The organism is Huijunlia imazamoxiresistens, from assembly GCF_037132455.1.
Taxonomy (GTDB): domain Bacteria; phylum Bacteroidota; class Bacteroidia; order Chitinophagales; family Chitinophagaceae; genus Flavisolibacter; species Flavisolibacter imazamoxiresistens.
On record NZ_JBBBEI010000023.1, the window covers coordinates 50,876 to 76,898 of the forward strand.

At 49.1% G+C, this 26,023-nt stretch carries 30 protein-coding genes and 1 pseudogene; 25 read left to right on the top strand and 6 right to left on the bottom strand.

Features of this window, described 5'->3' with window-relative positions:
- The first annotated feature begins 7 nt into the window (after window positions 1-7).
- From V9K67_RS21520 to V9K67_RS21590, 15 genes are all read left to right on the top strand, one after another.
- The gene (locus tag V9K67_RS21520; RefSeq protein WP_336726096.1) at window positions 8-367 is read left to right on the top strand and encodes a hypothetical protein; all 360 of its coding nucleotides are present in this window, start codon (window positions 8-10) and stop codon (window positions 365-367) included.
- 11 nt (window positions 368-378) lie between these two features.
- Window positions 379-879, top strand: a complete 501-nt coding sequence (locus V9K67_RS21525) for a hypothetical protein (RefSeq protein WP_336726098.1) — start codon at window positions 379-381, stop codon at window positions 877-879.
- A gap of 566 nt (window positions 880-1,445) precedes the next feature.
- Window positions 1,446-1,763, top strand: a complete 318-nt coding sequence (locus tag V9K67_RS21530) for a hypothetical protein (protein WP_336726100.1) — start codon at window positions 1,446-1,448, stop codon at window positions 1,761-1,763.
- A gap of 43 nt (window positions 1,764-1,806) precedes the next feature.
- Window positions 1,807-2,232: a hypothetical protein gene (locus V9K67_RS21535; protein WP_336726102.1), complete on the top strand. Its 426-nt coding sequence runs from the start codon at window positions 1,807-1,809 to the stop codon at window positions 2,230-2,232.
- A 29-nt stretch (window positions 2,233-2,261) separates the two neighbouring features.
- On the top strand, window positions 2,262-2,633 hold the full coding sequence (locus V9K67_RS21540) for a hypothetical protein (protein WP_336726104.1): 372 nt from the start codon (window positions 2,262-2,264) through the stop codon (window positions 2,631-2,633).
- Window positions 2,634-2,794: 161 nt separating this feature from the next.
- Window positions 2,795-3,241 (top strand): helix-turn-helix domain-containing protein, encoded by a 447-nt coding sequence (locus V9K67_RS21545; RefSeq protein ID WP_336726106.1) that lies wholly within the window; start codon window positions 2,795-2,797, stop codon window positions 3,239-3,241.
- A 193-nt stretch (window positions 3,242-3,434) separates the two neighbouring features.
- A complete protein-coding gene (locus V9K67_RS21550; RefSeq protein WP_336726108.1) occupies window positions 3,435-4,034 on the top strand; it encodes a hypothetical protein in 600 nt (199 codons plus the stop codon).
- A 155-nt stretch (window positions 4,035-4,189) separates the two neighbouring features.
- Entirely contained in the window at window positions 4,190-4,756 is a 567-nt protein-coding gene (locus V9K67_RS21555) for a hypothetical protein (protein WP_336726110.1), read from the top strand.
- A gap of 263 nt (window positions 4,757-5,019) precedes the next feature.
- Window positions 5,020-5,580, top strand: coding sequence for a DUF1643 domain-containing protein (locus tag V9K67_RS21560; protein WP_336726111.1), 561 nt, complete (start codon window positions 5,020-5,022; stop codon window positions 5,578-5,580).
- 155 nt (window positions 5,581-5,735) lie between these two features.
- Window positions 5,736-5,915 carry a hypothetical protein gene (locus V9K67_RS21565; RefSeq protein WP_336726113.1) on the top strand — a complete coding sequence of 60 codons (180 nt, stop codon included), beginning with the start codon at window positions 5,736-5,738 and terminating at the stop codon, window positions 5,913-5,915.
- A gap of 21 nt (window positions 5,916-5,936) precedes the next feature.
- A complete protein-coding gene (locus V9K67_RS21570) occupies window positions 5,937-6,299 on the top strand; it encodes a DUF6794 domain-containing protein (RefSeq protein ID WP_336726116.1) in 363 nt (120 codons plus the stop codon).
- Between the two features lie 154 nt (window positions 6,300-6,453).
- Complete coding sequence (locus V9K67_RS21575) at window positions 6,454-7,041, top strand: hypothetical protein (protein WP_336726119.1); 588 nt, start codon at window positions 6,454-6,456, stop codon at window positions 7,039-7,041.
- A gap of 96 nt (window positions 7,042-7,137) precedes the next feature.
- Window positions 7,138-7,368, top strand: coding sequence for a hypothetical protein (locus V9K67_RS21580; protein ID WP_336726120.1), 231 nt, complete (start codon window positions 7,138-7,140; stop codon window positions 7,366-7,368).
- Entirely contained in the window at window positions 7,361-7,957 is a 597-nt protein-coding gene (locus V9K67_RS21585; protein ID WP_336726122.1) for a zeta toxin family protein, read from the top strand. Before V9K67_RS21580 ends, V9K67_RS21585 begins: the two co-directional genes overlap by 8 nt.
- Window positions 7,958-8,083: 126 nt before the next feature.
- Window positions 8,084-8,818, top strand: coding sequence for a hypothetical protein (locus V9K67_RS21590; RefSeq protein WP_336726125.1), 735 nt, complete (start codon window positions 8,084-8,086; stop codon window positions 8,816-8,818).
- A 561-nt stretch (window positions 8,819-9,379) separates the two neighbouring features.
- Here V9K67_RS21590 and V9K67_RS21595 read toward each other — a convergent pair.
- From V9K67_RS21595 to V9K67_RS21605, 3 genes are all read right to left on the bottom strand, one after another.
- On the bottom strand, window positions 9,380-10,687 hold the full coding sequence (locus tag V9K67_RS21595) for a hypothetical protein (RefSeq protein WP_336726128.1): 1,308 nt from the start codon (window positions 10,685-10,687) through the stop codon (window positions 9,380-9,382).
- Window positions 10,688-11,075: 388 nt separating this feature from the next.
- The gene (locus V9K67_RS21600) at window positions 11,076-11,564 is read right to left on the bottom strand and encodes a zeta toxin family protein (protein ID WP_336726169.1); all 489 of its coding nucleotides are present in this window, start codon (window positions 11,562-11,564) and stop codon (window positions 11,076-11,078) included.
- Between the two features lie 191 nt (window positions 11,565-11,755).
- Window positions 11,756-12,142: a hypothetical protein gene (locus V9K67_RS21605; protein ID WP_336726130.1), complete on the bottom strand. Its 387-nt coding sequence runs from the start codon at window positions 12,140-12,142 to the stop codon at window positions 11,756-11,758.
- A gap of 67 nt (window positions 12,143-12,209) precedes the next feature.
- On the opposite strand from V9K67_RS21605, the gene V9K67_RS21610 reads away from it, so the two are divergent.
- From V9K67_RS21610 to V9K67_RS21625, 4 genes are all read left to right on the top strand, one after another.
- On the top strand, window positions 12,210-12,392 hold the full coding sequence (locus V9K67_RS21610) for a hypothetical protein (protein ID WP_336726132.1): 183 nt from the start codon (window positions 12,210-12,212) through the stop codon (window positions 12,390-12,392).
- 2,416 nt (window positions 12,393-14,808) lie between these two features.
- Window positions 14,809-15,306 carry a response regulator gene (locus tag V9K67_RS21615; protein WP_336726134.1) on the top strand — a complete coding sequence of 166 codons (498 nt, stop codon included), beginning with the start codon at window positions 14,809-14,811 and terminating at the stop codon, window positions 15,304-15,306.
- Between the two features lie 1,317 nt (window positions 15,307-16,623).
- The gene (locus V9K67_RS21620; RefSeq protein ID WP_336726136.1) at window positions 16,624-17,322 is read left to right on the top strand and encodes a hypothetical protein; all 699 of its coding nucleotides are present in this window, start codon (window positions 16,624-16,626) and stop codon (window positions 17,320-17,322) included.
- Window positions 17,323-18,517: 1,195 nt separating this feature from the next.
- Entirely contained in the window at window positions 18,518-19,108 is a 591-nt protein-coding gene (locus V9K67_RS21625; RefSeq protein WP_336726138.1) for a hypothetical protein, read from the top strand.
- Between the two features lie 141 nt (window positions 19,109-19,249).
- Here V9K67_RS21625 and V9K67_RS21630 read toward each other — a convergent pair whose 3' ends face one another.
- On the bottom strand, window positions 19,250-20,098 hold the full coding sequence (locus tag V9K67_RS21630; RefSeq protein ID WP_336726141.1) for a hypothetical protein: 849 nt from the start codon (window positions 20,096-20,098) through the stop codon (window positions 19,250-19,252).
- 355 nt (window positions 20,099-20,453) lie between these two features.
- Here V9K67_RS21630 and V9K67_RS21635 point away from each other — a divergent pair, with 355 nt between their 5' ends.
- From V9K67_RS21635 to V9K67_RS21650, 4 genes are all read left to right on the top strand, one after another.
- Complete coding sequence (locus V9K67_RS21635; RefSeq protein ID WP_336726144.1) at window positions 20,454-20,996, top strand: hypothetical protein; 543 nt, start codon at window positions 20,454-20,456, stop codon at window positions 20,994-20,996.
- A gap of 130 nt (window positions 20,997-21,126) precedes the next feature.
- Window positions 21,127-21,426 carry a hypothetical protein gene (locus V9K67_RS21640; protein ID WP_336726145.1) on the top strand — a complete coding sequence of 100 codons (300 nt, stop codon included), beginning with the start codon at window positions 21,127-21,129 and terminating at the stop codon, window positions 21,424-21,426.
- Between the two features lie 59 nt (window positions 21,427-21,485).
- Window positions 21,486-21,785, top strand: coding sequence for a hypothetical protein (locus V9K67_RS21645; RefSeq protein WP_336726147.1), 300 nt, complete (start codon window positions 21,486-21,488; stop codon window positions 21,783-21,785).
- A 168-nt stretch (window positions 21,786-21,953) separates the two neighbouring features.
- Window positions 21,954-22,316, top strand: coding sequence for a hypothetical protein (locus V9K67_RS21650; protein ID WP_336726149.1), 363 nt, complete (start codon window positions 21,954-21,956; stop codon window positions 22,314-22,316).
- A gap of 1,118 nt (window positions 22,317-23,434) precedes the next feature.
- On the opposite strand, the gene V9K67_RS21655 is transcribed toward V9K67_RS21650, so the two are convergent.
- Window positions 23,435-24,142: an IS630 family transposase gene (locus V9K67_RS21655; RefSeq protein ID WP_336726172.1), complete on the bottom strand. Its 708-nt coding sequence runs from the start codon at window positions 24,140-24,142 to the stop codon at window positions 23,435-23,437.
- Between the two features lie 34 nt (window positions 24,143-24,176).
- Here V9K67_RS21655 and V9K67_RS21660 point away from each other — a divergent pair, with 34 nt between their 5' ends.
- Together V9K67_RS21660 and V9K67_RS21665 are read left to right on the top strand one after the other, a co-directional pair.
- Window positions 24,177-24,470 (top strand): transposase, encoded by a 294-nt coding sequence (locus V9K67_RS21660; RefSeq protein ID WP_336726150.1) that lies wholly within the window; start codon window positions 24,177-24,179, stop codon window positions 24,468-24,470.
- A 50-nt stretch (window positions 24,471-24,520) separates the two neighbouring features.
- A pseudogene (locus V9K67_RS21665) lies at window positions 24,521-25,474 on the top strand (transposase); the annotation flags it as partial.
- A gap of 48 nt (window positions 25,475-25,522) precedes the next feature.
- Here the strand turns inward: V9K67_RS21665 and V9K67_RS21670 are convergent.
- Window positions 25,523-26,017 carry a helix-turn-helix domain-containing protein gene (locus V9K67_RS21670; RefSeq protein ID WP_336726152.1) on the bottom strand — a complete coding sequence of 165 codons (495 nt, stop codon included), beginning with the start codon at window positions 26,015-26,017 and terminating at the stop codon, window positions 25,523-25,525.
- Between the last annotated feature and the right edge of the window lie 6 nt (window positions 26,018-26,023).

Consider the following 26,023-nt stretch of genomic DNA (forward strand, 5'->3'; position numbering starts at 1 on the left):
GTGCATTATGAGCAGGATCTACCAGGTGCGCATTCATAATAAGGTGCACACCATTAAATGGCCAGGCACTTTGGTCGTAGCCATGCTGGTGGACAGCGATGATATCGCATCTATGATCCGCAGCTTCCGCTGTAAAGGCATTGATGCCGATCATTTCCTTTGCCGCCCCATGGACGAACAGGAAAAGCGGATAGAGGAGTCGTCCTACCGGATCCATTGGTATACCTACGATGACTGGGAGAAGCTTATAGCGGATGAATGGGCGATTACCGGTGACCGCGGGTGGTGCGAACAGCTGCGGGCTGCCGGGAGGGTAAAGAAGCCGCTGGACAAGATTATTGCATCCAGGGAATATTTCAATTCATAAAAATTACTGCTATGGAACCTATTATTGATTTTACACCCGTGTATCAGTACAGTCCGCACTGTACCATTTTGGGCGTACAGAGCTTTCGCACGGAAAATCATAACTGGGTTGAAATGGACAGCGGTGAAGCGCCGGAAAAGCAGGTGCTGACCGCTATCAGCCAGGGCGCCACGGAAATATGCCTACGCCTAAAGCTCCCTTTATCGGAGGAGCCGGAGCTGATGCAGTTTGACCGGAACGAGCTCGTAAAGGACCAGTGGAGCCACCTGAAAAACAGAAGCATGGCAGCTAAGCTCCGACGTGGCGAGGCGATTGACGTTGCCGGCTGTCCCCGGACGCTGGAAGGATTTTACATTCTTGATGACTTTATGGAAGGAAAGGACTATTGCGATGCCGCTACCGAGGCCTGGATCTGGTCTGTCGGGATCAGCTACCGCAGCGGCCGGATTCACGCTTCCACCGGTACCAGCCTTTATCAAAACCGGGATTATGAATGCCTGTTTTTAAGATGAGGGTTTTTAATATGTAAAATGACGGGTCGACAGTTGCAGGGGCCGGTACCTGGAACCGTTCTTTCCGTAGAGGTTTCCATGCACACGAAGAGGCCGGGTGGTTGCCTGTAGGGGGCATTTTCTTTGGGCCCTGGGCTGGGACCGGGTCGCTGGTCGTACAGAAAAAGTAGGTTATTTTCTAATGGGTATTTGGGCAAAGAGGGCCTTTGGGTTCAAGGCCAGTTCTCGTCCTGCTTTAAGGCCGATAGGCCGGCTGCATCTTAAAAGAATCCCGTCCCAAATGCCAGTCTGGACGGTGAAATTCCGGATTTTTGAAGGTACTTTGTTAGCAAAAAATGAGCGGCGGGCAGTGCCGCCCGGAATCCACTGCGGGTTGGCAGGCAAATGGTAGCAACATGCCGGCCATCCCGGTGTAGTGGGCGCCGGGTGACTGCCAACATGATAGCAAACCTTTTTACTATTACCTGGCCTGCACACTCAGCCGACAAAACGCCTATTAAGGATGGATCCAGGCAACAGAGGTGGTGAACCAGGAAGGATTCGGAACATGACCAAAAACATTCAAGATGCGCCAACCGAAGACAGAAGAAGAGTTTCAGTCCATTAATGGCTTACGGAGAAAGGAAGTACTTGAATCCCTGGCTGCTAACCCGGGCATGGCGTTCCAGGACATTTTCAAAATATTTCCCAAGACAGCGTTTTGCCTGGAATGCGGCCTTCATTCGGGTAATTTTCCCCGGAAAATTGAAGACCCAGAGAGCATCCGAGTAGAGGAAATTTATAAAATAGCTGGATACCTGGAACTGGAGCCGGAGGAGGTTTTTGCGATGATCGCCCGGTCTATCCAGTCAGAAAAAAAAGCATCCGGCGGCAAAAAGAAATGAGTTTAAATTAAAAAGATACTATTTCCTCTAATTTTATATTGTAATGAAGTATTCAATTATTAACGAAGGTGAAGATCTGGCATTTACCCGCCAGGAGCTGGATAAACGATATGTATCGTCAGAAGAGTATGAGAAGCTCGGTGACGTAAATGCTGATGATTGCCAGATTTACAAGCGTGGCGAGGTCTGGGTCGTGGAATATGATAACAAGGTGCTATATGACGAATGGCATAACAAGAACTATCCCTTTTTTGAAAACGCTTTTCACCTGATGAATGTTGAAGAAAGGGCCAGTTGGAAGACCGTTAATAACCTAACTGCTTTTCGTCAGGCTTTGAGGGAAGACGCGGTTAACGGGCGTGGCCTGGCGGATATGCTGGAGGAGCCCTTAACCGAGGAGGTCTTTAATAAATTCATGAAAATGTCCCGGGCGGCGGATCTTCTCCATCACGGTGATCACACATTTTAAGGTGGTTGTATAAAATTCACTTATTGTTTATGGTTTTGCATCCCCTTGAAAAATACCGGGCTATTCAGGCCGAACAGTTGGCGGCATTGCCCGAGCACCAGCGCCGGCAGATGGAACTTGCCTACTCTTTTGGAAACGCAGCTTACATTTATCATAGTCAGGCCCAGGATTATGAACCATCCGAGGTAGACTTCGAAGAATGGCTGGAGGGCTTATCGGAAACCATGCGGGCCAGCATGAAGAAAAAGGGGTTTCAGGCCTGCAAGACACATATTCCATTTACCCGGTACGTTCTGGAAAAGAACGACATCGGAATGGACCTTTTCGTTAAGAACCTGATGGGCGCGAAAGATTATGCAGAGTTTCATGAATTCTGCAACGAGAACAACCGTAATCCATGAATGGCACATCAGCTATTCCCTGCTCCACCTGCACATGGTTATGCAAGTAAATGGTACACTATTGATCATAGAGTGCCCTCTATTTGAGGTATTCTGGTGAACGGGCGCATCTAGCCGGGCGGTTTTTTTATTACATTTAATTTAAAAACCTGCCTGTCTGCATGGAGCAAGAAAAGGATAAGCGTTTTAAATTGGTCGGTGAAAAGATTAATTCGGGAAGAATCAAGCGATTCTCCGAAATCTTCAAACTTATTCCTAAGTCGCTCCTAGCTGCGACCTTAAGAAAGAATGCCTCAGCACTCGACATAAAACAAGGAGATCCCTATTTTTTTCGCGCCGGTGAAGTCATTGAAATTGCCGATCTCATGGGGGTTGAACCCTGCAAGCTATTTGCATTGATGGAAATTGAGATCAGGGACTTGAAGTCCAGGAGGCTACACACCAGCAGGCACAAAACCGGCCATACGCCCGCTTTCATGAAGAAGGCCAGTCAGGCGCAAAAGCTGTTGGCAACGAAAAAGTACAGCAAAACAGAGCTGGCTGCTAAAATGAATGTAAGCCGTAATCAACTCTATAAATACTTGAATTACAAAGGGGAAAAAGGATAATTATCGCCTATTTTTTTGTAATCTCTTTTTTTGTAGGTTAACATTTTGTTAACAGCATTTTACGCTGAATGCATTATAATTATTTGATTTGTAACCTCTTTTTTTGTAAGTTTACATTGTCATTCTTCCTGCCACCGCCACTTCTGAAGTAAATCCAGTTCCCCGTTTTTTCTTCACTTCAAATAGTACAGATATGGCAAGTCTGAAACTCAGGGCGATTAAGCCCCAACCTGCTTTCCGAAAGAACTCCGATTTTTCTCCTCAGGAAAACAATGCATTGCATGTGCTTGTTGAGTTCTTTAGCGCCAGGCAAATTTCCTCCATCCTGAAGCGTCCGATAAACCAGGTAAAGGAAAAAATTAAGAAGCTTACCGGCTTTGCTCAAACGCCCTTTGCCCGGGGCTGTAAAGTAGCGGATAAGGTACTGGCGATTAAGGAGCCCGGCAGGCGTGGAAGGAAAAGGAAGAAATGTATGGAACCCTCAGGATCTGTCCCGGCCACCCCCATCATGATGCCGATTACAGCGCCAACGCCCGCATCTACATCGCGAAGTGCGGACGGGAGGAAACGTAATCAGCAGCTTGCCACCCGTACCATTGACTATTCGAAGCTGGTGCCTTTGCAATTAAGGGATAAGCATAACACGATCCTTTACATCAACCCGGCGGCGGATGCCGACCAGGTCAAGAAGCAGTACCAGGGCCGGCATGAAGCTTTCCTGTTATCCCTGAAGCCTAAAAAGAAAACCATCCGAGTCAGCAACTTCAAGCCCACCAGTCCTACCCGGGCTTAAAGACAGGGCGCAGGCGGCTGCCAGGACGCCAAATGACCGGCAGCCGCCGCAATCGTTTTTTCTACGGTTGATTTGCGTGATCGAACCCGGGGATCTACTCCCTGATTGTTTTATCCTGTCACTGTTCTTCTCCGAATAACCCAAAATTTTTCATTATGGAAACAATGAGTGATGCAGCTATGGACTGCAACCAAAAAGGTGGACACGGAAGGAAGAAAGTGTTTTTCCCGAGGGCGCTGCTCCTGGCCCTGCGCTGCGAAAAAGCCAGTGTTCCGTTCCTACCGGTGCCGGGACTGCAGATTGCCCGCTTCTCGGTAGTTCCCGGCAGCGTCCTGGAAACCAGGGCGTTTACCGTCGGTCGCATTGTGCGCCTGGTGGAGCTCTGTGAGCGCCATTACCAGCTGCCGCCGGATATCCTGCTGGAATGCTATCAGTACCGCAAAGGCAAGCGATCCCGGTACGTAAATAAGGCAGTTCGGAAGTACGGGGAGGTTTGTCTCTCCGAGATTCGCCGGGCCATCGTGGTGCTTGTAGGCCGGGACACTCCCCTATCCGACCTCTGCCTGGGCAGGCTGATTGGCCTGAAGGACCACGTATCGGTTATCTGTACCCGCAAAACCGGGGAGTTCTACCTCGAAAAAGGCGATGAGAAGTTCCTGGCCTACTACACTCCGATTAAAAAGCTGGCCGAGAGCCTGGGGCTGGTTGCCAGCAATAAATAACCCAAAATCTTTTTTTATGCAAACGATTGCCGCAACTGCAGTAAGCAGGGAAAGAAGTAACTTCAGCCAAGGGCCGACTAGCCTATCTCCGCACGTTCTGCCCCTTCCCTACCGGTGCACTGTGGCCGGCGTTCCCTTCCTGAAGGCGCCGCTCCAGGGGCCCTCCTACCGGTGTAACCTGGAAGCAAGCTTTCTGTGGGAACTGGCCCGGGCTGAAGAGCGGGCAATGGGTGCATTTGCCGACTGAACTAAAAACCTTCAAAATGAACGGCATTGAAAATCAAGAACCACCACCGCTGCCGAAAGGTTTGCAGTGCCTGGGCAGCAAGGAGTCCGGGGCCCTGTTTTCCCCCTGCGGGAGTTACCGGTATGCCCTTTGGCGCACTTGGGACAGCTGCCTGCCCTGGTTGCTTTTTATCGGGCTGAATCCTTCAAAGGCAACGGAAGGCGAAGATGATCCTACCATAAGGAGGGTAATCGGTTTCGCCCAAAAATGGGGGTATGGCGGCGTGTATATGGCGAACATTTTTGCCTATGTCACTACGTACCCCCGGGATTTGCGCGCATGCCCAGACCCGGTAGGGCAAAATGACGGATGCCTGCAGTGGGCGGCTGCACAGTGCAAGGATGTCATTTTTGCCTGGGGTAAATTCCCGGGGGCAAAGGCACGGGCGCGTGAGGCAACCTCCTTGTTTCCCCATGCAAAGGCATTGGTCATCAATAAGGACGGCTCTCCCAGGCATCCTCTGTATGTTCCGGGAAATGTCGAGCCAGTTAGCTATTGCCAGGGCCGGGAACAGGGTAAGCCTGGTGCCGGTTCATAGGGTGACCAGGCGGGTTATCCTCGTCTGCCGAAAAGCAGCTTGAGGTGGCTGAAAATTTTCAGAAAAGCAGAATTTTCCGGACCTAACCGGTCCATGCTGAGAATGGTCATATAAACACAGGAACGGCATTTGATTAAAGAAAAATTAAAGGTGTTATGGATCGGCTTTCAAAAATATTGGTAGTGGCCGGAGCCATCTTGCTTCTCATTTTAAAAGTCATCTGGGGGCTGCTGCGTTTTTCCCTTTATATCGGTACCGCCATTTTAAGCCTATGTGCTTCCATGGCGATTGCCGGCGGGATGGCAGGCATGCTGGAGGAGCGGGAAAGGGAGTAAGGCAATAAAAAATCTTGCACCATGCAAATTATTCCTGCAAGCATCGAAGATGCGGTCGAAGACCTACTGGCATTTTATGGGCAGCAACTGCTGGAAAAGGCAGGACAGATGAGTGAAGGCGACTTCGTTGCCTTTGCCCATCCCGAGGCCGGCCGCTTCGTACGGGACAGCTGGGCGCTGTGGTGGCGCCCCGGTCACAACCACCCGCAATGGCCGGAAGAGGTCCCCCCGATTGTCCGGTTCTTTCAGGAGCGCGGCATTTCTTCTCCCGACGATATGAGCACTATTATCCTGACTTCCGTTTACCGCACCGTCCGAAAGGTGCCGGTGGACCTGGAGGGCCAGATCCTTGCCTGCCTGCAGTACTGGAAGGGAAAAAATTGACCTGTATTTCTTTACCCCTGCCCTTCGGAGCCCGGCAGGTTCAAGGCAATACCCAGGGCACTGTGCTCCCCCGTATCAATTATGAACACCCGGTAAGCCGGGAAGGACTCAATGAATTTCCTGGCATTTTATTAATAAATAAATCTATTGGGACATGGAAGTACAAATAGTTTATTCCCATGGACGGGGAAGCGGCGGCAAGCTTTATGCCTATGTAAGGCCCGCGAATGATTGCTTTAACCGTTCCCGGCGGGTAGGTGGTTTTACCGGAGCGGAGCTTGAAGGAGCTATACAAATGTGTATAGAAAAGTGGTTCACCCCTTGTAATTATTACCTTGTGGAGGGCTGCGTTATCGGTTCTAACAGCGAAAAAAATGCCCTTAAGGAATACTGGAAGGTGTGTGACCTGAAAGATATGAACCAGCCATTTGATGTCCAGCTGCTTCCTTCTGCGCAGGAATTGGAAAGAGAAAAATACGAAGCCCTTATGCAGCAGTATTCAGACCTAACTCTTCAGATAATTAAAGATGCCGTAAAAGGCGGGTCTACCCCGGGTCAGGTTGAGAAAATGTTTCAATTGGCGGTAGACCATACACCTGGCAGTAATCCTTCAATGCCCAAGGACGCGGCTGTTCTGGCAGTATATTTTTGGAAACAATGCCTGGAAAAACCGGCGCCGGACATTTCCATGGAGCAGCATGAGACCATTTCAGAAAGTAAATTTCGCGGAAGGAGCTTTTAACAGCACAGCGAGCCATCGTTGGAAGAGCAGCTGGGAAAAAACCTGAATTTTCTTATCAAAATTTAAATCATGACAACGACAAACCCTGGGCAAAAAATGGATGACATCATTCGGAACCTCCGCAGGGAGGAGCACGCGGCCGGCCATCCCTTCATGATCAACGACCCCAGCCTTCCCAAGGGCCAGTTTTACCACGAATACCCCGACGGACGGATCAGCATCGAGCACCAGGTAACGGAGGACGGCGGCAGCCGTTTTGAGGTGATCCGCTGGCTGGCCAGCACCGAAGCCGAGGCCGTTAAATCCAAATATGGCCTGCATGAATGAGCCAACCCTTTTTATCCTCTCTGGCCCTCCCGGCGCCGGCAAGACGACCCGCGGGGACAGCCTGCTCCCGGCGCATCTGCAAGGGCTCCATGTCTTCCACAGTGATGAATACTTGCTGGATCGGCAAGCCTTTTACGCTAACTGGCTGCCGGAAGGGACCTCGAAAGAAGCCGACCGGCTCGCCCGGGAGGACCTGGAAAACCATTTTCTGGACCTGCTCTCGGGAAGCCTGGAGAACCGGTGCCATTTCGCTTACGAAACGCAAATACGTAACCTTGATCAATGGCAAATTATGGCCTTCTTTCAGAAAGCCGGATTTTTGCTACAAATGGCTTATATCGGCCTGGATAACCCGCTAACGTCAGCCGTAAGGGTCCAAAAGCGAATCGAAAAGGGCGGACACCGGGAAGTCTCCCCTGAGCTGGCTATGGAATGTTACCATGCTAACCTGCTGATGCTCAACCAATATTTCTCTTTGTTCGATGAATTGCACCTTTATGATGGCACTGGCACATCCCTGCTTACACTGGCAAGTTTAAAGAAGGGTGCCGTGACCGAAGCACTTGCAGCAGAGCAGCAGCCAGACTGAAGTACGAAGTGGACCATATTTACCGGGAAGTTCAATTGTTTCACCAGTCCCGGATAGAGGAAAAACCGCAGGAATATGGGCTGAAACGCCGCCTGTAATAAGATAATCGATAAAAACTGCAAAACAATGAGCCGATACTATTTCTTTTCTGCCCCAGACAGGCCGGAAAATAAGCGCAGCAGCGTGATCGCATTTAACTTGGAGGCTTTCTTCCCGGTTAGGGAAGGGAGGCAAATCATCCGCTTTCAGAATTTCGACAAGGTGAAGGTATGGGTCCGGACAGACCTCCCAGGGCTCTATAATTTCTTCTTTCTTCATGGCGCAGAGATAAGTTGGGAGAATGACTACACTTCCTATGAAGAGCTAAAAGAATACCTGCAATGGCGAGGCGGTTTCATCTCCATTGATGAAAAGTCGTACCTGAGGCTGCGCCACCGGGCAGTCCGATTGATGTTCCGCCATTCAGGCTATTGGGGCACCGTTTCGGAGAGTGACCAGTTCTTCTACTCCCGGCTCGAAGCGGACTATTGCGATGTGCAGCTGACCCGGTTATCGCCCCTTCCCGGTGAAAAGGGAGCCGTCGTGTCGACAGAAGAGTTCTATATTGAGATGCCGGAACCCGATGAAAACGGGCGATTGGTACAGTTGTGCCGGTTTATGCTTTATTCCAACCCATCCGGAATAGACGACCCGCCCTGCGGATTGCACAGGTTCCAATCTATGGAGGAGGCAAAAAGGCGGCTGTTTCCGTACAGGGACTGTGTACCCGTAAACAAAAAGGATTATGAAGGCTTCCGGAACTTTTGCCGCTCTAAAATCTGGGAACATTATGAACTGGAGATTCCTTCACTGGATGATTGAGTTCAACTTTTATAGATACTTCTTTTTCCCTTTTATTTCCTTTTGTTTAAACTTAAATTGTTGCTCTGAGTTGTCGTGAGCAATGGACCAGTAGCGCAAAAGTTAATGCTTTTGCCTCTATTTTTACTGGCAGAGGATTCTTGGATGCTTACCTGAAAAGTAAAATTGACGGGCTTCAAAAGGCCCGGGAGCGGGACGGCCGGCTGAAATTTTGTTTTCTGCACCAAAGCCTGAAAAGCCGCGAGATCACCCTTGAGGAAGCTTCTTCCAAGATTTTCCGCCAGTACCGGGACGAAGTCCTAGCGGCAAATGCCCTTTTGTACAACTAACGCTTTTCTGGCGGCATATTGTTAAATTGCAACATGTATATGGTCGGCTTATTGCGGGATAGCCATCCGCGCATACTGATCAATGGAGTTCATTGTTCTACCCTGGCGTTTACTTAATAACCAGTACTCCTTCGTTGGGTTAGGCAAGATATTAGGTAAAAGTAAAGCGAAGAAGGCAAAGCTCAGGCACTCAATAAACATATGCGGGTAGGACCATACCCATCAACCTTTGTCACCGTCTGTCATTGTTTTGATCACTATTACCGAGACCTATTGATTCAAGCAATTCTTCGGTATTATGTGTATTTAAATATACTAGAAAGTTTGCATCAACAACAAACAGGTTATTATTCGAAAAGTCGAGGATGAGAGGCTGAAGCTTATGCTTGAATTGGACTGTTTGTACCCGCTCTAATGCAGATAGTAAGTTGTTTAATTGAAGAGTACTCTTTTTGGGGTGATTTGGGCGAATAATGTTAAACAGCTTCCCAGGAGTAACACCATTTCTCAAATCTTGAGTATCGCAATGGACAACTGCATAAATTATCCATTTATACATTTCCAACTCAGTTATACTAAGGCCTTCAGAAAATTTGACCATAAAGTTTCTATAGCGGGCGGCTTGATCGTCAGAAATCAGCTTTGCTATTTCTACTACTTCTTCTTCTGAACCAATTTGCGTATGATCATCTAATGTTCGCCAAACATTGTTCTTTTCACAAATTCTGTAACAAATCTCCTGAAGTAGGCCTACATTATCCTGTGAAATACTAATTATGCTTTCTTTTACTTTATCAGGAAAATCAATATTTAAAAGAGGCTCACCATTTTCAATTACTTTTCGGAGGTCTGGATCAGACCAAGCATCAACATTGATGTTTGTCACCCGCCCAGTTAAATCACCGTTATACATTATCAGCCTATTAGACTCCTGCCAGACACCAACAATTATAAAAACTAAATCTGAGGTTTCATGAAAAACTTTCAAGTCAAATGCAAATGATGATTGAACATCTTCATCCAAATAATGAAAGTCTTCTATTACGACATACTTTGAAAAACCTGCAGCTTTTAGTACTCGGACGATATCATTCGGATCATCAGCATCTATGTCTAACCTTTTATAGTTGGTTGTGTTTCCCTTTTCTTTTGAAAAGTCCCCTGTCGTATCGGCGCTTAGCTTTGTAAGAAATGGTATTTTACCCTCTCCTGAAATTTTTACAGTTAGCTTGTTTGTCCCTTTTGTAGTTATGCTTCTAGATACCTCATAATCAATACCTGCTTTCTTGAGAATCATCTCATATAGCATTAATCTGGTTGTATCCCTAGTGCATTGAATAACAATATATTCTTCCTCTTTTAATACACTTTTCCTTAAACTGGTTTTTCCTTGTTTTGAGCCTCCATGAAGGATAATGTGCTTTTCACGGGTTAGATCATTAACAAATCGGTTATCAACGTCATTCCTTTCTTGATAAGTCAGTGGAATGTTTCGAGAGTTTCCGTACACATCACTTAATTTATTTATTTTCTCAGCCATTTTAGTTTATTTTATTCTGCACAAGACAATTAATTTATTCCGCGCCAATTTAAGCGAATTTGAGTAATTTGATGTGACCTCACCCCATATTGGTGGCGGCTTGCCAGACGGATGCAAACGGATATGTCTTTTCCTCCGAAACCATTTTTTCCCTTTACTTTCCTTTTTCTGCTTAGACCTTGGGCCCTTTTAGGTTTTTTTGCGCTGTTGAGAGGGTAAAACCGTATTTTTTCTGAATTGATCTATTTCTGCAGGGTTTGCCCTCGCCGTTCCATCAGGATTTCCACCTTCAGCACCCTTGCTTTAAAGGCCAGCTGCTCCTCCTCCGTCCACACGCGGTCTCTTTCCCGCAGTTATTCCCGGACAGGATCTTCCGGGCCGTCCGTCACTAAAAATAGCTCTTCCCCACTCTGTCCCGGCCTAGTGATCCGCCGGCCGTATATCGAAATCCGGTCGTACAGCTTTGCCTGCTGTATTTCCCGCAGGGCCCGGGCAGTGCCTGGTACCGGAGAGCGTGCTCCGCTTTTGACACGATCCTGCCGATCCCTTCCCGGCGCCGCATGTCCTCCAGTCGCTCATAGGCTCCCAGGAGCGAAAGGAAGCCGTTTACGGCCATTAGTTTGAGTTCCACCAGGTAACCATGTCTTTTGATGGCGGCAATGGTCTGATTGACCCCGGGACCGTTCTGTAGTGTGGTTTCCAGCAGATAGTGCAGCTGGCGCTCCCGGCAGTATTTCTGGAGGCCCAGCGTCCAGGCGTGCGCGTACGGGCCGGTTATGGCCGGGTATTCGTTTTCGTATTTGACTTTTATCATGTCCGCTTTAGAGTGAAAATCCCTGCAATTATCCGAATTGCAAACGACAGCGTTGAAGGCCAGTTTTTCTTATGAAAGGATCTGGATAGCCGTTTTCCCGGCCCCTGGCTGGCCGCAAAGCAGGATGGCCCTGGATGGTCCACCGGCAACTTTCCTTCGGTGTAGAAGGCTATTATCTGCCTCTGGGCGGCTTCTATTTCCCCGGGCGTCAGTTTAAACCGCTCCTTCAGGTCCTCTATGGATTCTGGCATATCCTACTGCTTTTCAAGAGCTGCTAAGTTTACCGCTTTGATCACGGGTCCAAAATGGGCGATGATGCGGTTCATGGATTCGATGCTCTTGAAGGTATTGGGGTTCCGGAGAAGCATGTTGATTTCCTGTGCCTTGTAGCGCAGGGCGGTAAGGCTGGTTTCATCCGGAGTGCCGGAGCATTCTTCTTTTATCATTTCCCGGCCGTAATGCGCAAGCAGACTGTTCAGAATGGAATTGGACGATTCCCGGAGGGAGAACCAGTTCAGGCCTGTGGCGCCGGCCGGGGTGGGTTCAATGTCGTATTGGTGCACCAGGTTTAGCCAGTCCATGTAGCTCATCTTTACCCACAAAGGAAAGCCATCATTATCTTTTACAATTTCAATATCCATAGCACGGACAAATTTACAAATTTTGCCCGGCCAGGTCTTTGCGGAAAAAGATTAAAAACAGTGCGTTATGATTGTTGCCTTCTTGCCTTTTATTTTACTGCTGGTTGGTGGCGCGGGGAGCTATGTCATTGATCGGCATTTAAAGAATAACTTTCTGAGCCGGTTTGCCTTTAACCTGATCTGTGCCCTTTCCTTTTTTCTGCATCTGGCCGGTGGGGTGCTGGCCCTTATTTATCTGACTGTTCGGTAGTTTATTGTAGAACCTGCCTTCTTGAAATATTCCCTGTACAGGTTTTAAAAACATCTAGAAGTCTCTTTACTGCGGGTTCATATTTTATATGTGCCTGTATTTCAATTATTTTTAATCACTACATGTATATTATTCTACAGCTGTATATCAATACGGAAATACATCTATATAAATGTAGAGGGCTGTGTTGGGATTCGCTGACGGTCTTTCCCAGCCGGGCACCGGGTGTGGGAATAAACTGGAAATAACTTCTCTTCTCCTGAAGCGGCAGGTAACAGTAAGCAAACGAGCAACAGCATGTTGCCGGGCAGTTTGATGGGTGATACCCGCAGGGGTGTTTCGTTGTGTCCACTAAATATAAAGTTTCACCGGCTGGAGAGGTAATCGACCCTCTCTTCTTTCCATGGGGCCCGTAAGTATTTGTTTTCTACCCGTGGAACGTTAAGGGGAAGGCTGCTGACTGGGCTCTTTTGTTTCGGCGGGGGCGAACACCAGGTTTCCCTTCCCGCCTTCCCGCCCGCTCGGAGGCACGGTATGGCGAAAAGCCCGGGTTTGGTAAGGATGCAGCAGGCATTCCGTGCGTAGGCACAGCCTGGGATGGGTGGCGTGATACCGGAAGCCACTGAGATGTGACGGGCAACATAAGCCGACTGATCAAAAGCGTGCAGGTACACTTTAAGGGCCTGTGCCGAGAAAACAGGAAAAGGAGTGGTCTTTTGAGGTTGATCCTCCGGCATATGGATCGTTTTCCAGATAGGGGAACGAAGACTCCAGGGTAACATCCACCTGCCTTGCCGTTCCCGATCTCCGGACGGCCACCCCAGTGAACAGAGGAATAGAACAGCCCCGAACGCTGCAGGCAGCAAAAAGAGGATGTTTCGAAGTGAAACTGTTCCATGTGGAAACAGTTCCACCGCAAAGCTCTCCCGTTTACAAGACTTTTGGCCTGTTGAGGGCTTGCCTTTCCTTTTACCTTTCCCTTTCCTTATTTTTTCCTTTATTGCCTGCAATTTTTGAGGGACCGGTTAGGGGGCCGGACGCCTCGCTTTACTCTTCCTCGGCGCCGCATCTTCCCTCCCCTATTGACGGCCTTGGCTGTTGCCACGGGAAGGTAAACCAAAGAGAAAGTAGCGGCCGGCTCGCTCTTAAAGAAGCGCGGAAAAGGCAAAGGCTATAAATAGGTTCCTCCCTTAGGAAAAATAAAAGGGAAAAGACACCGGTGCCACTATCACCAGAAGGCTGGACGCAAGGAGCCTGCCCAGAACCTTCCGGCATTTCAAAACCTGGTCTCACGACTTCCCCCTGTTACGGAGCGATGGAACGGCTACCGGCAAAACGCCTTCCGGAATAGGTACCGGAACAAGTTGAAGTTTATAATCGGAGCCCGGGAGGAGATGAGAAAAGGCAAGAACAATCAAGGGCAGAAAGTTGGGGATAAGGGAAGCTGGTTCCAACATATGTAAGTTGCTATTGGGGTAATATAAATAATACTAGTAAGCTGGACCTATCCAATAAACAGTATAAAACCAGTAAATCATATTACTGAGTAATTTGCCCTTCCTCCAGGCATGTTAATTGTATGAATGCCTTGGGCCGATGGCGGCCAGTTTTATTTGGAGTTGCTCCTATTTTCACGAAACGAAATAAGCTGCATAAACTTAGTAAGGCGAAAATTCAGGAAACCTAGTAATTCCCCGAGACATAATATGTTTTATAAACTACGTAAACTGAAAAACACTAGTAACACCAATAAATACAGTAAGTTTATAAAACTAATATTATTAAGTTTTATTTGTAATAACAGTAAACAATCTTATGCACTTTTATTTGTAGATGCCTGGTAAAGCTCTGCCGTTAGTTGAAGAGGTTCCGCCTGCATTAACTGCCGCTAGATGGTAGGCCTAGAAGGAAAGACCATTTTATTGCTCCCTTGCCGGGTATCGGCTAAATAGCTGGAGGCTAAGGAAGAGGAAGCGGCCATAACATGGCCCCTGGTTGATCCTCTAAATTAAGATTTACCGAAGAGGTCGGTTTACCGGGTAATCCGAATAAACCAATATCAGGGGGGCCACTTAGGTTCTGGCATCAGCTTCCGGCATTTATTTTTCATTTATTCGCACTGCGGTACAGGAAGGACATCCAATTAGCGGTCAGCTGATGTCATCGTTTGGAACTGTATTTTTTGCAGCTGCCCAAAGTGTCCCCAGAAGATACTCCCGTACAATGACCGCAGCTTGCAGAAGGACCGGGCACGCCAAAGCGCGCGCTTTAAAGTTGTGAATGAACTTACTGAATTTATTAATATTACTAATAATCTTTGTAAACAAAGGTTATTAGGTTGTTTAGTTTTCTGGTTTACTGTAAAAGAGAACGTTCTTCTTTTACTGAAACGTTGAAAAATGCGGGGATACTGATTATGGCTACCATTGCGATCGTAGATGATTTTGATTTATTCCGGGAAGCCTTTACCGGGTTCCTTCAAAGCGCGGGACACGAGGTGGTATGGAGCTCCGGCAGCGGAAAGGCGTTTATCCTGCAACTGCAAGCCACGGCCCTGCCCCAGATCGTTCTGCTGGACAGCGAGCTCTGCGAAAAAGAGGAATATGAAACGGCCCGGTGGCTACAGGAGCATCTTCCCCAAACCAAAGTGCTGGTACTGGCGGTAACGGGCGAGGAAGAGGACCTCATTATCCGGATGCTGAAAAATGGCTCCAGGGGCTTTCTATTGAAGACCACTACCCTCGAAGAACTGAAGGCTGCCCTGAAGACGCTGATGAAAAAAGGATTTTATGCTCCTTTGATCAACATGGAGGCCTGTCTTTTCCCTACGGTCCGGTTCCGGGACACCATCCGCTCCTTTAAGAAGAAATGCGAAGAGGGGACCGGAAGGTCATCCCCCGATAATCCACAGTAATAACGACCCGAAACTTTCTGGCTTGGGTGAGGTACACGCTATTGAGGGAACCCCCGCTAAGGAATTGCTCCTTTTGATGCCCCCCTCCTGTGGCCTGATTTGCCGGAGGATCCCGAAAAGTATGTTAGCCCGGGTTACTGAGACAACCAGGTAACCCTCGTAAGACCAAATGAGTCAATAAGTAAGTAACCTTGGTAAACAAATAAAACCAATGGTTCCTTGTGAAAGTAGCAAAAGTATGACCTTAGCTTGTTATAAGGGTATGAAGCAACCCGTCTGGTTCGTTCCCCGGATCCGGAACCTTCAATAATGAAAAGGGGTATTGGCAGTGCGTATCCTAAGCGCCGGTTTTGAGGAAAATGTAAAAAATGAGCTTTTCCCGGGGCCGGGCACCTAAAGGCCGATCTGGTAAAAAGAGTATAAACAGTACTTCCCGTTTTACCGCCATTCCGGTAGTGTATGCAAAAGACTTTCCGTCCCTGGCTGCTAAGAGCGCATTCCTGACTGGCGGGGTTATTTTGTTTCTCCTGGCTCCCAAGTAAGTTGGTAAACAAATATTACCCGGATTGTTTCCCCTATATCGGGGCACCGATTTTTATGATGCGCAACTATCAGCCGGCCGGCTGCCACATTTTTTGTGCCCGGATTCATCGTCCCGCCGGGATGATAGCCGTTTGCGGAAAATGGGTTCCGAACCGCAGGCCTAAAACCGGACGCGCCGGGGCATATCCTGAAACTATGGGTTTGAAGGCCGGAATAACGCCGGGTGAAGGGCCCGGATGGTGGCGGGCAGGGCCGGAGCTGTTTTGGGGCAAAGTACCTCCAACAGACTTTCCCCTGTGCTGCCGGCCCAGGGGCGACCGGCTAAGGCGACGGCCGGATGGAGGCCGGCGCGGGCGCTCTCTATCCTGGTCAGGGAAAGAAGCCGGAGGTTCCAACTGCTTCAGGTCCTCAGGCAGCAGGTCATCGGCAGATGGGGACCCTTGGTGGCGCCGTCAAACTTACCGGGTTTATGGGGTTTTACGGTAAACCAGTAAACAAGTATTACCTCTATTAACGGGTTTATTCAGGAAACCGGGTTTTTATTTGGTGGGTTCCCATTAATATATGACCTTATTTTCCGGAATTCGATTTTCGCCATAGGGAAAAATCTGCCGCCTGCCGGTTGGGCCACCTGCAAAAGTCCGGCATTTCTACCCGGTGGTTGTTTCCAGGCAGCCCGGGAAAAGGGTATCCTTGATATTTGCCCCTTACCCGGCGTTCTCCCCGGGCTGCCCGGCTGGTTTTCCTTACATTTAGCTACAAAAGCCCACCTGCATGACCGCGGATCCCTTCCAGAACTTTCGCCTTGTTAAACGGCTCAATGACACCTACCGGCACCAGTTGGCGGGGCATCCGGCGCGCTTCCGGGCCTCCCTAGGCTCCATATCCTTTGTTTCCCATCATCCGCATACCTCCCAGCTGGGTTTTAAATGCCGTTACAATGAGTTACTTCAGGACCCGGTAGACATGGAAGCCTACCTTAATCGACTTTGCAATATGAAACCGCCCGGAAGACCCACGCCAGAAAAGGACCTGCAGTCCTGGATCCTGCAGTACGCCCTGCGCCAGGGTGGCCTTCCCTTTGACCCCGATATCATGTTGTTTACCGATGAGTTCGCAAGGGAGGATGCGACCGGGAAACTGGTCGCCGACATCCTGGGGTTTAATTCCAGGACCGGAACCCTCGTAGTTATCGAACTTAAAACGGTCCGAGCACTCCGGGAACTGACCCGCCAGCTGGATGGTTGCGCCGCCTGGATGGAGGGGGACAGGGACTTCTACCGTGCATTGCTCCTCACCCATAGTTTTAGTTGGGAGGCCCCCTACCGGATAGAAAAAGTTGCCGTTTGGCCTTCAGCGGGCACCAGCTGTCCAAAGCGGTTCCCAGCCGGCATCCGGGAATTCTGCTACCAGCAGCATGAAGGCTGGTTCCAGAAAGACCGGGATGGCTATGTATTTACCGAGGTCCGGTAAAAGCAAACGCCTTACTTTGGTTACCGTATTATTAGGTAAACAAAGTAGGAGCTTGTTATTGTTCTTATCAGGGTTGGAGGCTCAACCTGTAACGCGAGTCGGGGCTGTAGACGTCCCGCAAAAGCGTCAGCGGAGAAGGGGTATTCGCACATAAAGGTTCCAAAAAGTAAAGGGAAAAAGAATGCTGCGAGCCGTTATAGTCGCTTCCCCGAAGAAGGACTCCACCTGCTGGTCCAGGGAGGGGGCCCGCTTCGGTTCCGTCTTTTGCCTTCAGGCGCTCTGCCGGTTGCGGGCAATTGCGTGCTCCGGCTTTATGCCGGTCTCCGGGGTTTATGCTCAGCGAATACCTTAACCGGTATCTTTAGTAATCTTTGCTTTCCGGATAAACCGGTAAACAAAGCTTACCTGTATTATTGTCTTCTGCAACAAGTACACATTGGGCTCCAGACCGTATTCGTATTCAATAGGTTGAAGGGAAGGGTTATGGGGGGCGGCCCTAAGGTAGAACAGGGAAAAGCTCCGTTTGTATGCCCGGTAGCTGCCTTGTATCGTTCGTGGCGGCCCCTTTAATTAGTCCCATTCCAGGGGAAGAAATGAAGCACCTGAAAATGAATAATATTAAAGCGGCCTCCCCCGGCCGGGTGAGGGGAAAGGGGGCCGGTACCTATAAGGCGGCTTATTCCTACATCGGGGTTGCCGGATGATTACCTGCAGGAAATCCCGGTGCGCCTTGAAAAGACCCGGAACGCCGAAAAGTCCCCGAACCCTGCTTTTGTCAGTAAACACCGGGTTGACATGCGATAAGATACATTATGAACGTGCCGCAGGTCCGGGGGACCGATCCGGATTCACCATGAACGGGCTGTGCTGCCGGCTTCTTTTTTTCCGGTCCTTCTTAGCCTGGAACAGGGGGACGTCCTGTTCTGCTGTTCGTTTTGACAGTTAGCTCCCTGTGTGCCTTATAACTGGTAGCCGCGGTAAGATAAATTACTTTGTTTACCGGCTTACCCGTTAACCCGAATAAGCTGATAAACCCTTATTACAAATGTTCGTGATGGCTGATGTCCCATAACTTGACTTTCCAGGGAAGGACGACAGGTGGTTTTTCAGCTGCAGCCAAAGGAAAATTACCGGACGTTTATACAAGTCGGTGTAACCCTTCCGCAAAACACTCCCCTAACATGTACCTTTATTTATGACCTCTACGCTGGCATCCGACGACATAGAGCAGTTTTATATACGTCTTTATTTTGATATTTCAAAAGGGTACTTTCATGCAGCCATGCAGCGGGCGTACCGGGATTTTAACCGGACCATAGAAAACATTCCGCCCGATCAGGAAAAGCGCAGCCAATGGCGCCATGAATTATATGGCGTTTTGCGGTCCCAGGTGGATGGGTTACTGGGCGCTACCTTAGCGGGGCAGCAGGAATTTGACCGGTGGCACGAGCAGACCTGTGGTTTGCTCAGGGAAAACAGCGGCGGCATACTGACCGTCGGCCAAGCGCAGAAGTGGATCAACATGACCCTGAAGTACCTGTACGCTTTTGGGGAAATGCGGATCAGCGGCATTTCAAAAAATTATCATTTCTTCCATATCCCTGTTGACAATATCATCCAGAACGTTCTTCAGAGGGAGTTCGGAGTAAAACGCCTGCCCTATGCCTGGAGCCGGATAAAGGATTATTCTACCTACTATGAATACCAGACAAGGGTCCGGGCGGCTTTCAAAGGCAAAATTGTGATGGACGAAGAGTTCAAACTGTTCAACCGAAATTTTTTATAGCGGTGCACAGTCCGATATAATAAACAGTAAACAAAGATTACTTTAGAAACAGGATAATTCGGGTTATTTATATTATTTTGTCCTTTAACCGTTTAGTTGCATAATATCATGTATATTAGTTATATATGGCTTAGTTGTCTTTTAAGACGTTAGAAAGACTATGAAAAGGAAAATGAAAATAACAGCTAAGGTGCATGTGATAATAACAATAGCTTCTCCTGTATCATACCTGGCCTTTACAATTCTTCCATTATATACCTTTATCCACTTGATATCAGACTTCTGATTTGTTCCTCTATAAATTCCATTTTCGATAGAGTTGACAGGTCTTTTTACAAAGTCTCCAGTTTGAACTTCTGCAGCCCTCCAGTTCTTCTCGATGATCAGGTTGCCTTTATCTGTGGCAAACATAATTTTGTTAAAGACCCGGGTGATTTTTCCATTTTGAATATCAAAAAACACGTTGTTCCGGTCGCTTGACTCAAAAGTTCCGTTCACAGGCCTATTTTCTTCATTGTCCAATACGGTTGTTCCTACGCTTAACCCTTGATCAATATTATACTCCAGCAATGCTCCTTTTACGGGTAAAGGGCGAAGGTTCCTGTTTTCCGGAAGCAGGCTGCGCAGGTACCGCTTTACGTCCAGATCCGGCACAATCCGCTGGTTGACCAACATCCAGGGCTCTTCCTGAAAACCATCCTTTTTCAGGATGCACACGCCGGTTGCAAAAAAAGCGTGGTTCAGCAGCAGTAAATCGGTCTGCCGGTCGATCACCAGACTTCGGGCGGCCGGGATATAGCGCCAGTTGCCATACCGCACATTGCCGTTGAGGGACATGATCAGCTTGCCATCCCGTTCGAAAATGTACTGCTGTTTGTTCCCTCCCTCATCCACCAAGACCCAAGGCTGGTCAATGAGCAGTTCTTTATTGTCAAGCGTTTGGCTATATTGTTGAAGCCGGGGAAGAAGGTTTTGAAGATAGGTCTGCATGCCAGTTTGGTTGATTGGGTAAAGATATAATATAGAGGCTGTTTAATGGAGAGGGCGCACTTGTACTATGTGGTAGCTTTTTTGATTTTATCTTCCGGGAAGCCCGGTAAACCGGTAAGCCCAGCTTTTTGGGTAAGCTTGATAAACTTGCTTACTCTGTTTACTCAAGCGTACGGCCTTGCCTTCTTTTTTTTTGCCACCTCGTCAAGAGAAAAGCAAAATTAGCAGGCTCTTTATTCTCTGATGTTATTTTCTTTACTTTGAAAGATAAAAAGAAAAATTATCAATTTTGCTTTTTTCAATAGAAGATCTTATTTTTGCATTATCAATAGCGCTAAAAACTATTGTCTCTTTTATGAAAAAGGAATTTGTCGATTTTCTATTGGGCATGATCATGACAGGAGTGGAAAAACACATTGACCTGATGCGGACGGAATTCATTGAAAAGGTGGAAGACTTCCAGGCGGCTTCCAAAACCACCATGGTCGATGACGCAGGGACTTTTTTTGACGACAATCTTAAAAAGGTGCTGACCCAAATGCTCACCAAAAAGTCCACCCGGGACCTGAGTATTTTCAAGGTCCGTGACCTCCGGGGGGGAAAGGGGCCTACCGCCCTGAACCTGGTCCGGGTCTGGCTGCAGGACCATCCCGGGGCCACCTATGACCAGGCAAAGAAGGTGTTCCGCGATGAAATCCTCAAAACCTCGAACCTCCACTTCCTTGCAAAGGCCGAGTCGATTTCCGAAAAAAGGGACATGCGCTATTTTAAGGAGGTTCTCCAGACGGCGGACGGGGTGAAGTTCCGCGTTTCCAACCAATGGGGCATCGGGAATTTCCCCTTATTGCAACAGGAAGCGGAAAAGCTGGGCTATCCCCTGACCAAGGTGGAAGACTGACGGCCGCAGGCTTTTATACCCAGACCCGCGGGCGGCCCTTTCCGGTCGTCTGCGGCTATCCGCCGCGGATCGAGGGGCCAGATGCTCGCGGCCAAGGCAAACCCCTTATCTTCAGAAACTTTCCTTCCATATGATGATACAACTGGTGCCAACCGACTTTGATTTTGCTTTCTGGGACCCGGTACAGTGCCCCTTGGCCCGGGCCCTTTACCGGAGGGGATACTGCGATATCTGCGCCGGCACCACGGAAGCCACCCTCGAAACCGACTTTGGCAGGGCGAAGCTCTGGGAAAGCGGCGTTTTCCTGAATAGCGAAAAAATCGACCACCCGGCCTTTGGATTCGGCCCCGTTGAGGACGGCCAAATCCGCCGTGCTTTTGCAGGGGATCCCCGCACCCTTGCGGGCTTTTCCCTAGTATGGCTGAGTTAGCTGTGTTCCTTCTTATAGAGGAGCTCTTTCCTTTTTCTCAAATCTGTAAACCCACCTCTATGCCACCGCTTTCTTCCTTCTTTAATTTCTGGGATAACTTTGCCGGCCAATGGCTGCAGCAAGGCCCTGGGTGCATCCCTTCCTCCTTTACCCCCAGCTTTTCCTGGCCCGGGGCGCAGATCCTGAATTCAAAGGATCCTTCCGATCTGTCCAGCCTTTATTTGCCCGAGCCTTACTGGGGTTGGACGCCCCATTCGTCCTTGCCCCTGGAAATGGTCGTGATGAATTATAACCCTGGTGCAGGCCTCCCGGCCCAGCACATTCAGCAGGCCGGACCCGCCCTGCGCCAGCGCTCCTAGAGCGGTTTTGTTTCGGCGCAGGTTCGTAATTACGAAGGGGGCCGGAAACCCACGCTCTGGTACACCTGCCGCTGGCATCAATCCAATCGGGCCCGAAAAATTGCCGAAGCCCTGAAAAGCAAGGGTTATGAATCATCCGTTACCTTTTCGCAGTACCTGGGCATTGACATGGTCCCCTGGCATACCCTAAACATCCAGGAACTGGTACGGGCCGGTTATTTTGCAGCCAATACCCAGGCAATCGATGCGTATTCCCTGGAGTTTGCCATTGAGACGGCACATACCATCGCCAACCCCTTTTTAAGGGATAAGATCATCCTGCGCACTTCCTACACCAATTTCGGGCGGTATTTTATTCACCGGAAATGGGCGTTCAGCAACCCCATGCTGCCCCAGCCGGTCGGACCAATCACCTACTTCTGCCACAGGATCGTTCTGGACAACCCTTACCGGACAGAACTGCTGTATATGTGGGGGGACAAAAGCCGGAACGACCTGCCACCCGCGCGTGTTATCGCAGGTTTTCTTTAGGCAGTCTGCTGGGAGGCAGGGGCACGCCGGGATCGAGGGATCCTTTATCGGATACACGCTTCTTCAGGCCGCCCAAATCCTTTACCTTGTTTACCTGGTTATTGCATTTACCCGGTAAACAAATAAAACCCGAGTTATTTATATTGTTTAGATTACTGACTTACCGGTATATCTGATATGTTATTGAAAATCAATAAGGAACTGGTCCTAAATTCAGGCGATACATCTGGGCGTGGGCAAAGAGCGGCCTGCAACAACGTAGAACGGGATTCAAAAAAAGGAAAATAAACTCCCCTTCCGCCTGTTGAATGACCCGCTGGTTTCCAGCGAAGAGGTGGAGGGCGGGCTTGCCTGCAATTGCCGCTGCCCGGGTTGAGGGGCGCAGCTGGTCTGCCCGAAAAGATAGCCGGAAGATAGTATCATTTCGCTCCTTACAATGCCCCGTGCGCCCCAAGGGGATGAAGACCGGTACCGGTTTTCCGGCCCCGGGCCCCGCGGCTATTTTTTCGCGCAGGGAAAGTTCAGCGTATTTTTTTGCGAGAAGGAAGAAAGGTACTTCTACTAGTTTAACAAAGCCTACCCTTTTTACCAGGCTCAAGGGGCGGCCTCCCTTTGGAATATGCATCAGTACACAGTGCTTATCGAAAGCAAAGTATTGAAATAGCAGGAGTGGCAACAATGGCTTTTATCCCGTTCGTGCCTGCTTGCTTCCCAGGCCGGATGTGAAGGCCACCCTGCTGCTTTGGGTTCCCATATCCGCCCTTTATTGCTCTTCTAACGTTGTTTACCCGATCTTCCTTGTTTGCTGGTAAACAAAGGCAACTGTTATTATTCGCATGATGGTTTGGTCAAGAACCTGTTGTCCTTTACGGTTATTTCAGTGGTGCTGCCCTTTCTTTTTAGGTTTAAATGAATTTCGGGTAAGCAGCTGGAGCCTGTGGCCAGCCGGCATCCATCCTATTCAGGTATCAGGTATATGTGATGCTGCAGACCCGGGCGGGTCTTTTTTTGATGGGACGGCGCGGCCTGCCGGAAAACCGGCCCTTCACTGCATGAATTACTAAGGTTCCCACCAAACCGGCTGTTCCCTAGATGGAAGATCCTTATTACATTGTAATTTAAGTTCCTTTATACTGATCATTTAGCGGATTGACCGCTTGATAAACGGAGTTCAATTTCTTCCTTGCGGTCTGTATCGAAAACTGCCAATTGATTTTGATCCTCTTTTTATTTCGTTCTTTGACAATACCTCCAACCTCTTTGATCAACCGTTCCTGCGTTGGTATGCGCCTGTTTAGGCATTGCTTCACAAGTGCTGAGAACTCTATTTCAATCATGTTCAGCCAACTGGCCGATTTGGGCGTGTAATAGAATTCAAAGCGCTGCGCCAGGGCAAATGCTTCCGCAGCAGGAAGGTGCTCATAGAAAGAACTGGCATTGTGCGTATTGAGATTATCCTGCACCAAACGGATCTTCACCGCCTTTGGGTATGCCTTTGCCAAGGCTTTTAAGAAAAGAGCATATTCCTTTTTAGTGCGCCTTTCATAAACTGCAGCCTTGCGCTTACCAGTCAAGGGTTCAATAGCAGCCAGCAGGGCGCAGGAACCATTCTTTTCGTAGGTGTAGTGTTCCCGCTTGACTCTACCAGTCTGCATGGAAATCGGCTCTACTTCATCACCTATAAGAAAGCAGGGGCGCTCGTCGAAGCAGACCACCGGATAGCGTTCATCATAGGGCTGGGCGTAAAGCCAAAGTACCTTCTCCATACCGGCCAGAAAAGCTGCATCTACTTTCTGTATTAGCCCCCTAAAAGGCTGGACTGAAATGGGAAATCATTTTAGAACAACTTAAATTAGGGTTATGGCAACAGAACGCAGAAAATGGTCGGAAGCTCAGAAGCTTCAGATCCTTGAAGAAGCCCAGCAAAACGGGTTAACCGAGACGCTGCGCAAGTACACGCTTTCTCAATCCCTGTTTCACCGCTGGCGCCGCGCCTACACTGGCGAAGGCATGGATGGGCTCAGGCCTCATTATCATACCGTGGATCCGGAAGTAAAGCGGCTCCGCCAGGAAAATGACCGGCTCAAGAAAATCATTGCCAAGCAGGCTTTGGAAATTGATTTTAAAGACGAGCTGCTAAAAAAAAGCCCTTAACTGCCGAGCAGAAGCGCCACTGCGTTCAGCTCTTTGAAAACCGGGCAAAGACCTGCTGGCTGCTGCGATGGAGCGGGCTTTCCCACAGCACCTATTACTATCACCCGCTCAGCGGCAAAAGAGGCCGAAAGCCCTCTACCCATACTGCACTTAGCGATGGGTGGATCATCAGCAATGAAAGTGTGGTGATCTGCATCCGTTTTGTGCTTTCCGAAGAGTTCATGCTCTTTACCGGATACATCAAAATCACCAGGGATTTGCACTCCTATGGCTTTCAGATCAACAAAAAGAAGGTGTACCGGCTGATGAAGCAGTATCGTCTGCTCTGTGGTGCGGTGATCCGCAGCAGTGGCGAAAAGCGCCAGTTCGTGAAATTTAGGGTACAGGAGCCTGTACGGCCCATGGAGCAGTTGTGCATGGACATCAAGTACGTCTACATTCAGGGAGAAAAAAGAAATGCCCTGTTGCTGACCATCCTGGATGTGTACAGCCGCAGCATTGTGGCGCAGGTACTATGGTGGCGCATCCGAAAGGAGCAGGTCATCTGGCTGCTGCACAAAATGCTGCAGCAGTACAGCACCAAAGGAATTACGCTGCGAAATGACAATGGCGCACAGTTCATTGCAACGGCCGTGCGGGAATATGCCCGGGAACAGCACATTACCCAGGAGTTTACGCATGTGGCCACCCCGGAGGAGAACTGCTTCATTGAGGCGTACCACAGCATTCTGGAAAAGCAGTTGTTACAAACCACCGAGTTTGAGGATATTGAACAGGCCATTGCTGTTTTCAACCGCTGGCGCACCTTCTACAACGAGCGCAGAAGGCATGGCAGCCTGGGCCAGCAATCACCCAAAGAGGTGTGGACCGCATATGAAAATGCTAACTTTACCCAGTCAGGTGAAGCGGACGTGGGCTCTGCTGGGGAGCAACCCACCAGGAATAACCTGACGGACGGAGAAGATCCAAAAGAAGGAGTGGAAAAGCTCCTTCTTTCCCCCTGAACTTCTTTGTCCCTCATGCCTCAAAAAACCCAAAACAGACTAGCTGTTTTACAGAAACTGTCCAATTTTTAAGGGGTTAATACACTTTCGAGATGCACCAGCTGCGTTTGAGGTGCGGCTTGAGGTCATTTTTTTTAAGATTTTGCCGACATGGTTATGTGAAACGTGTTCACAATAACCAAGTTCAACGACCTTGTCCGCCAATAACCGAAGGCTCCACTTGCTGTGCCCGTCAGGAGTGTCCGAGCAGGCCAGGGCTGTTATCCTTGCCCTTTGGGTGCCATCTATCTCAACAGGCCGGCCGGAGCGCGGTTTGTCCTGAAGCATTTGCAGGCCTTCCTTTTTATAGGCTTCGCACCAATGCGAAACGCTTTGGTAGCAAACGCTGAGAGTGGCCGCCACCTCGCTGTAGGTCTTGCCCCGGTGTACTTCCAGCAAAGCGGTTGCTCTTTTGAACATCTTGGCTTTCAAAGAACCTTTTGACAGCAGCCCGAGCAGATTAGACTCGTCGGCTGATTTTAAGGCAAATTGTTCACTTTTCATAAACCA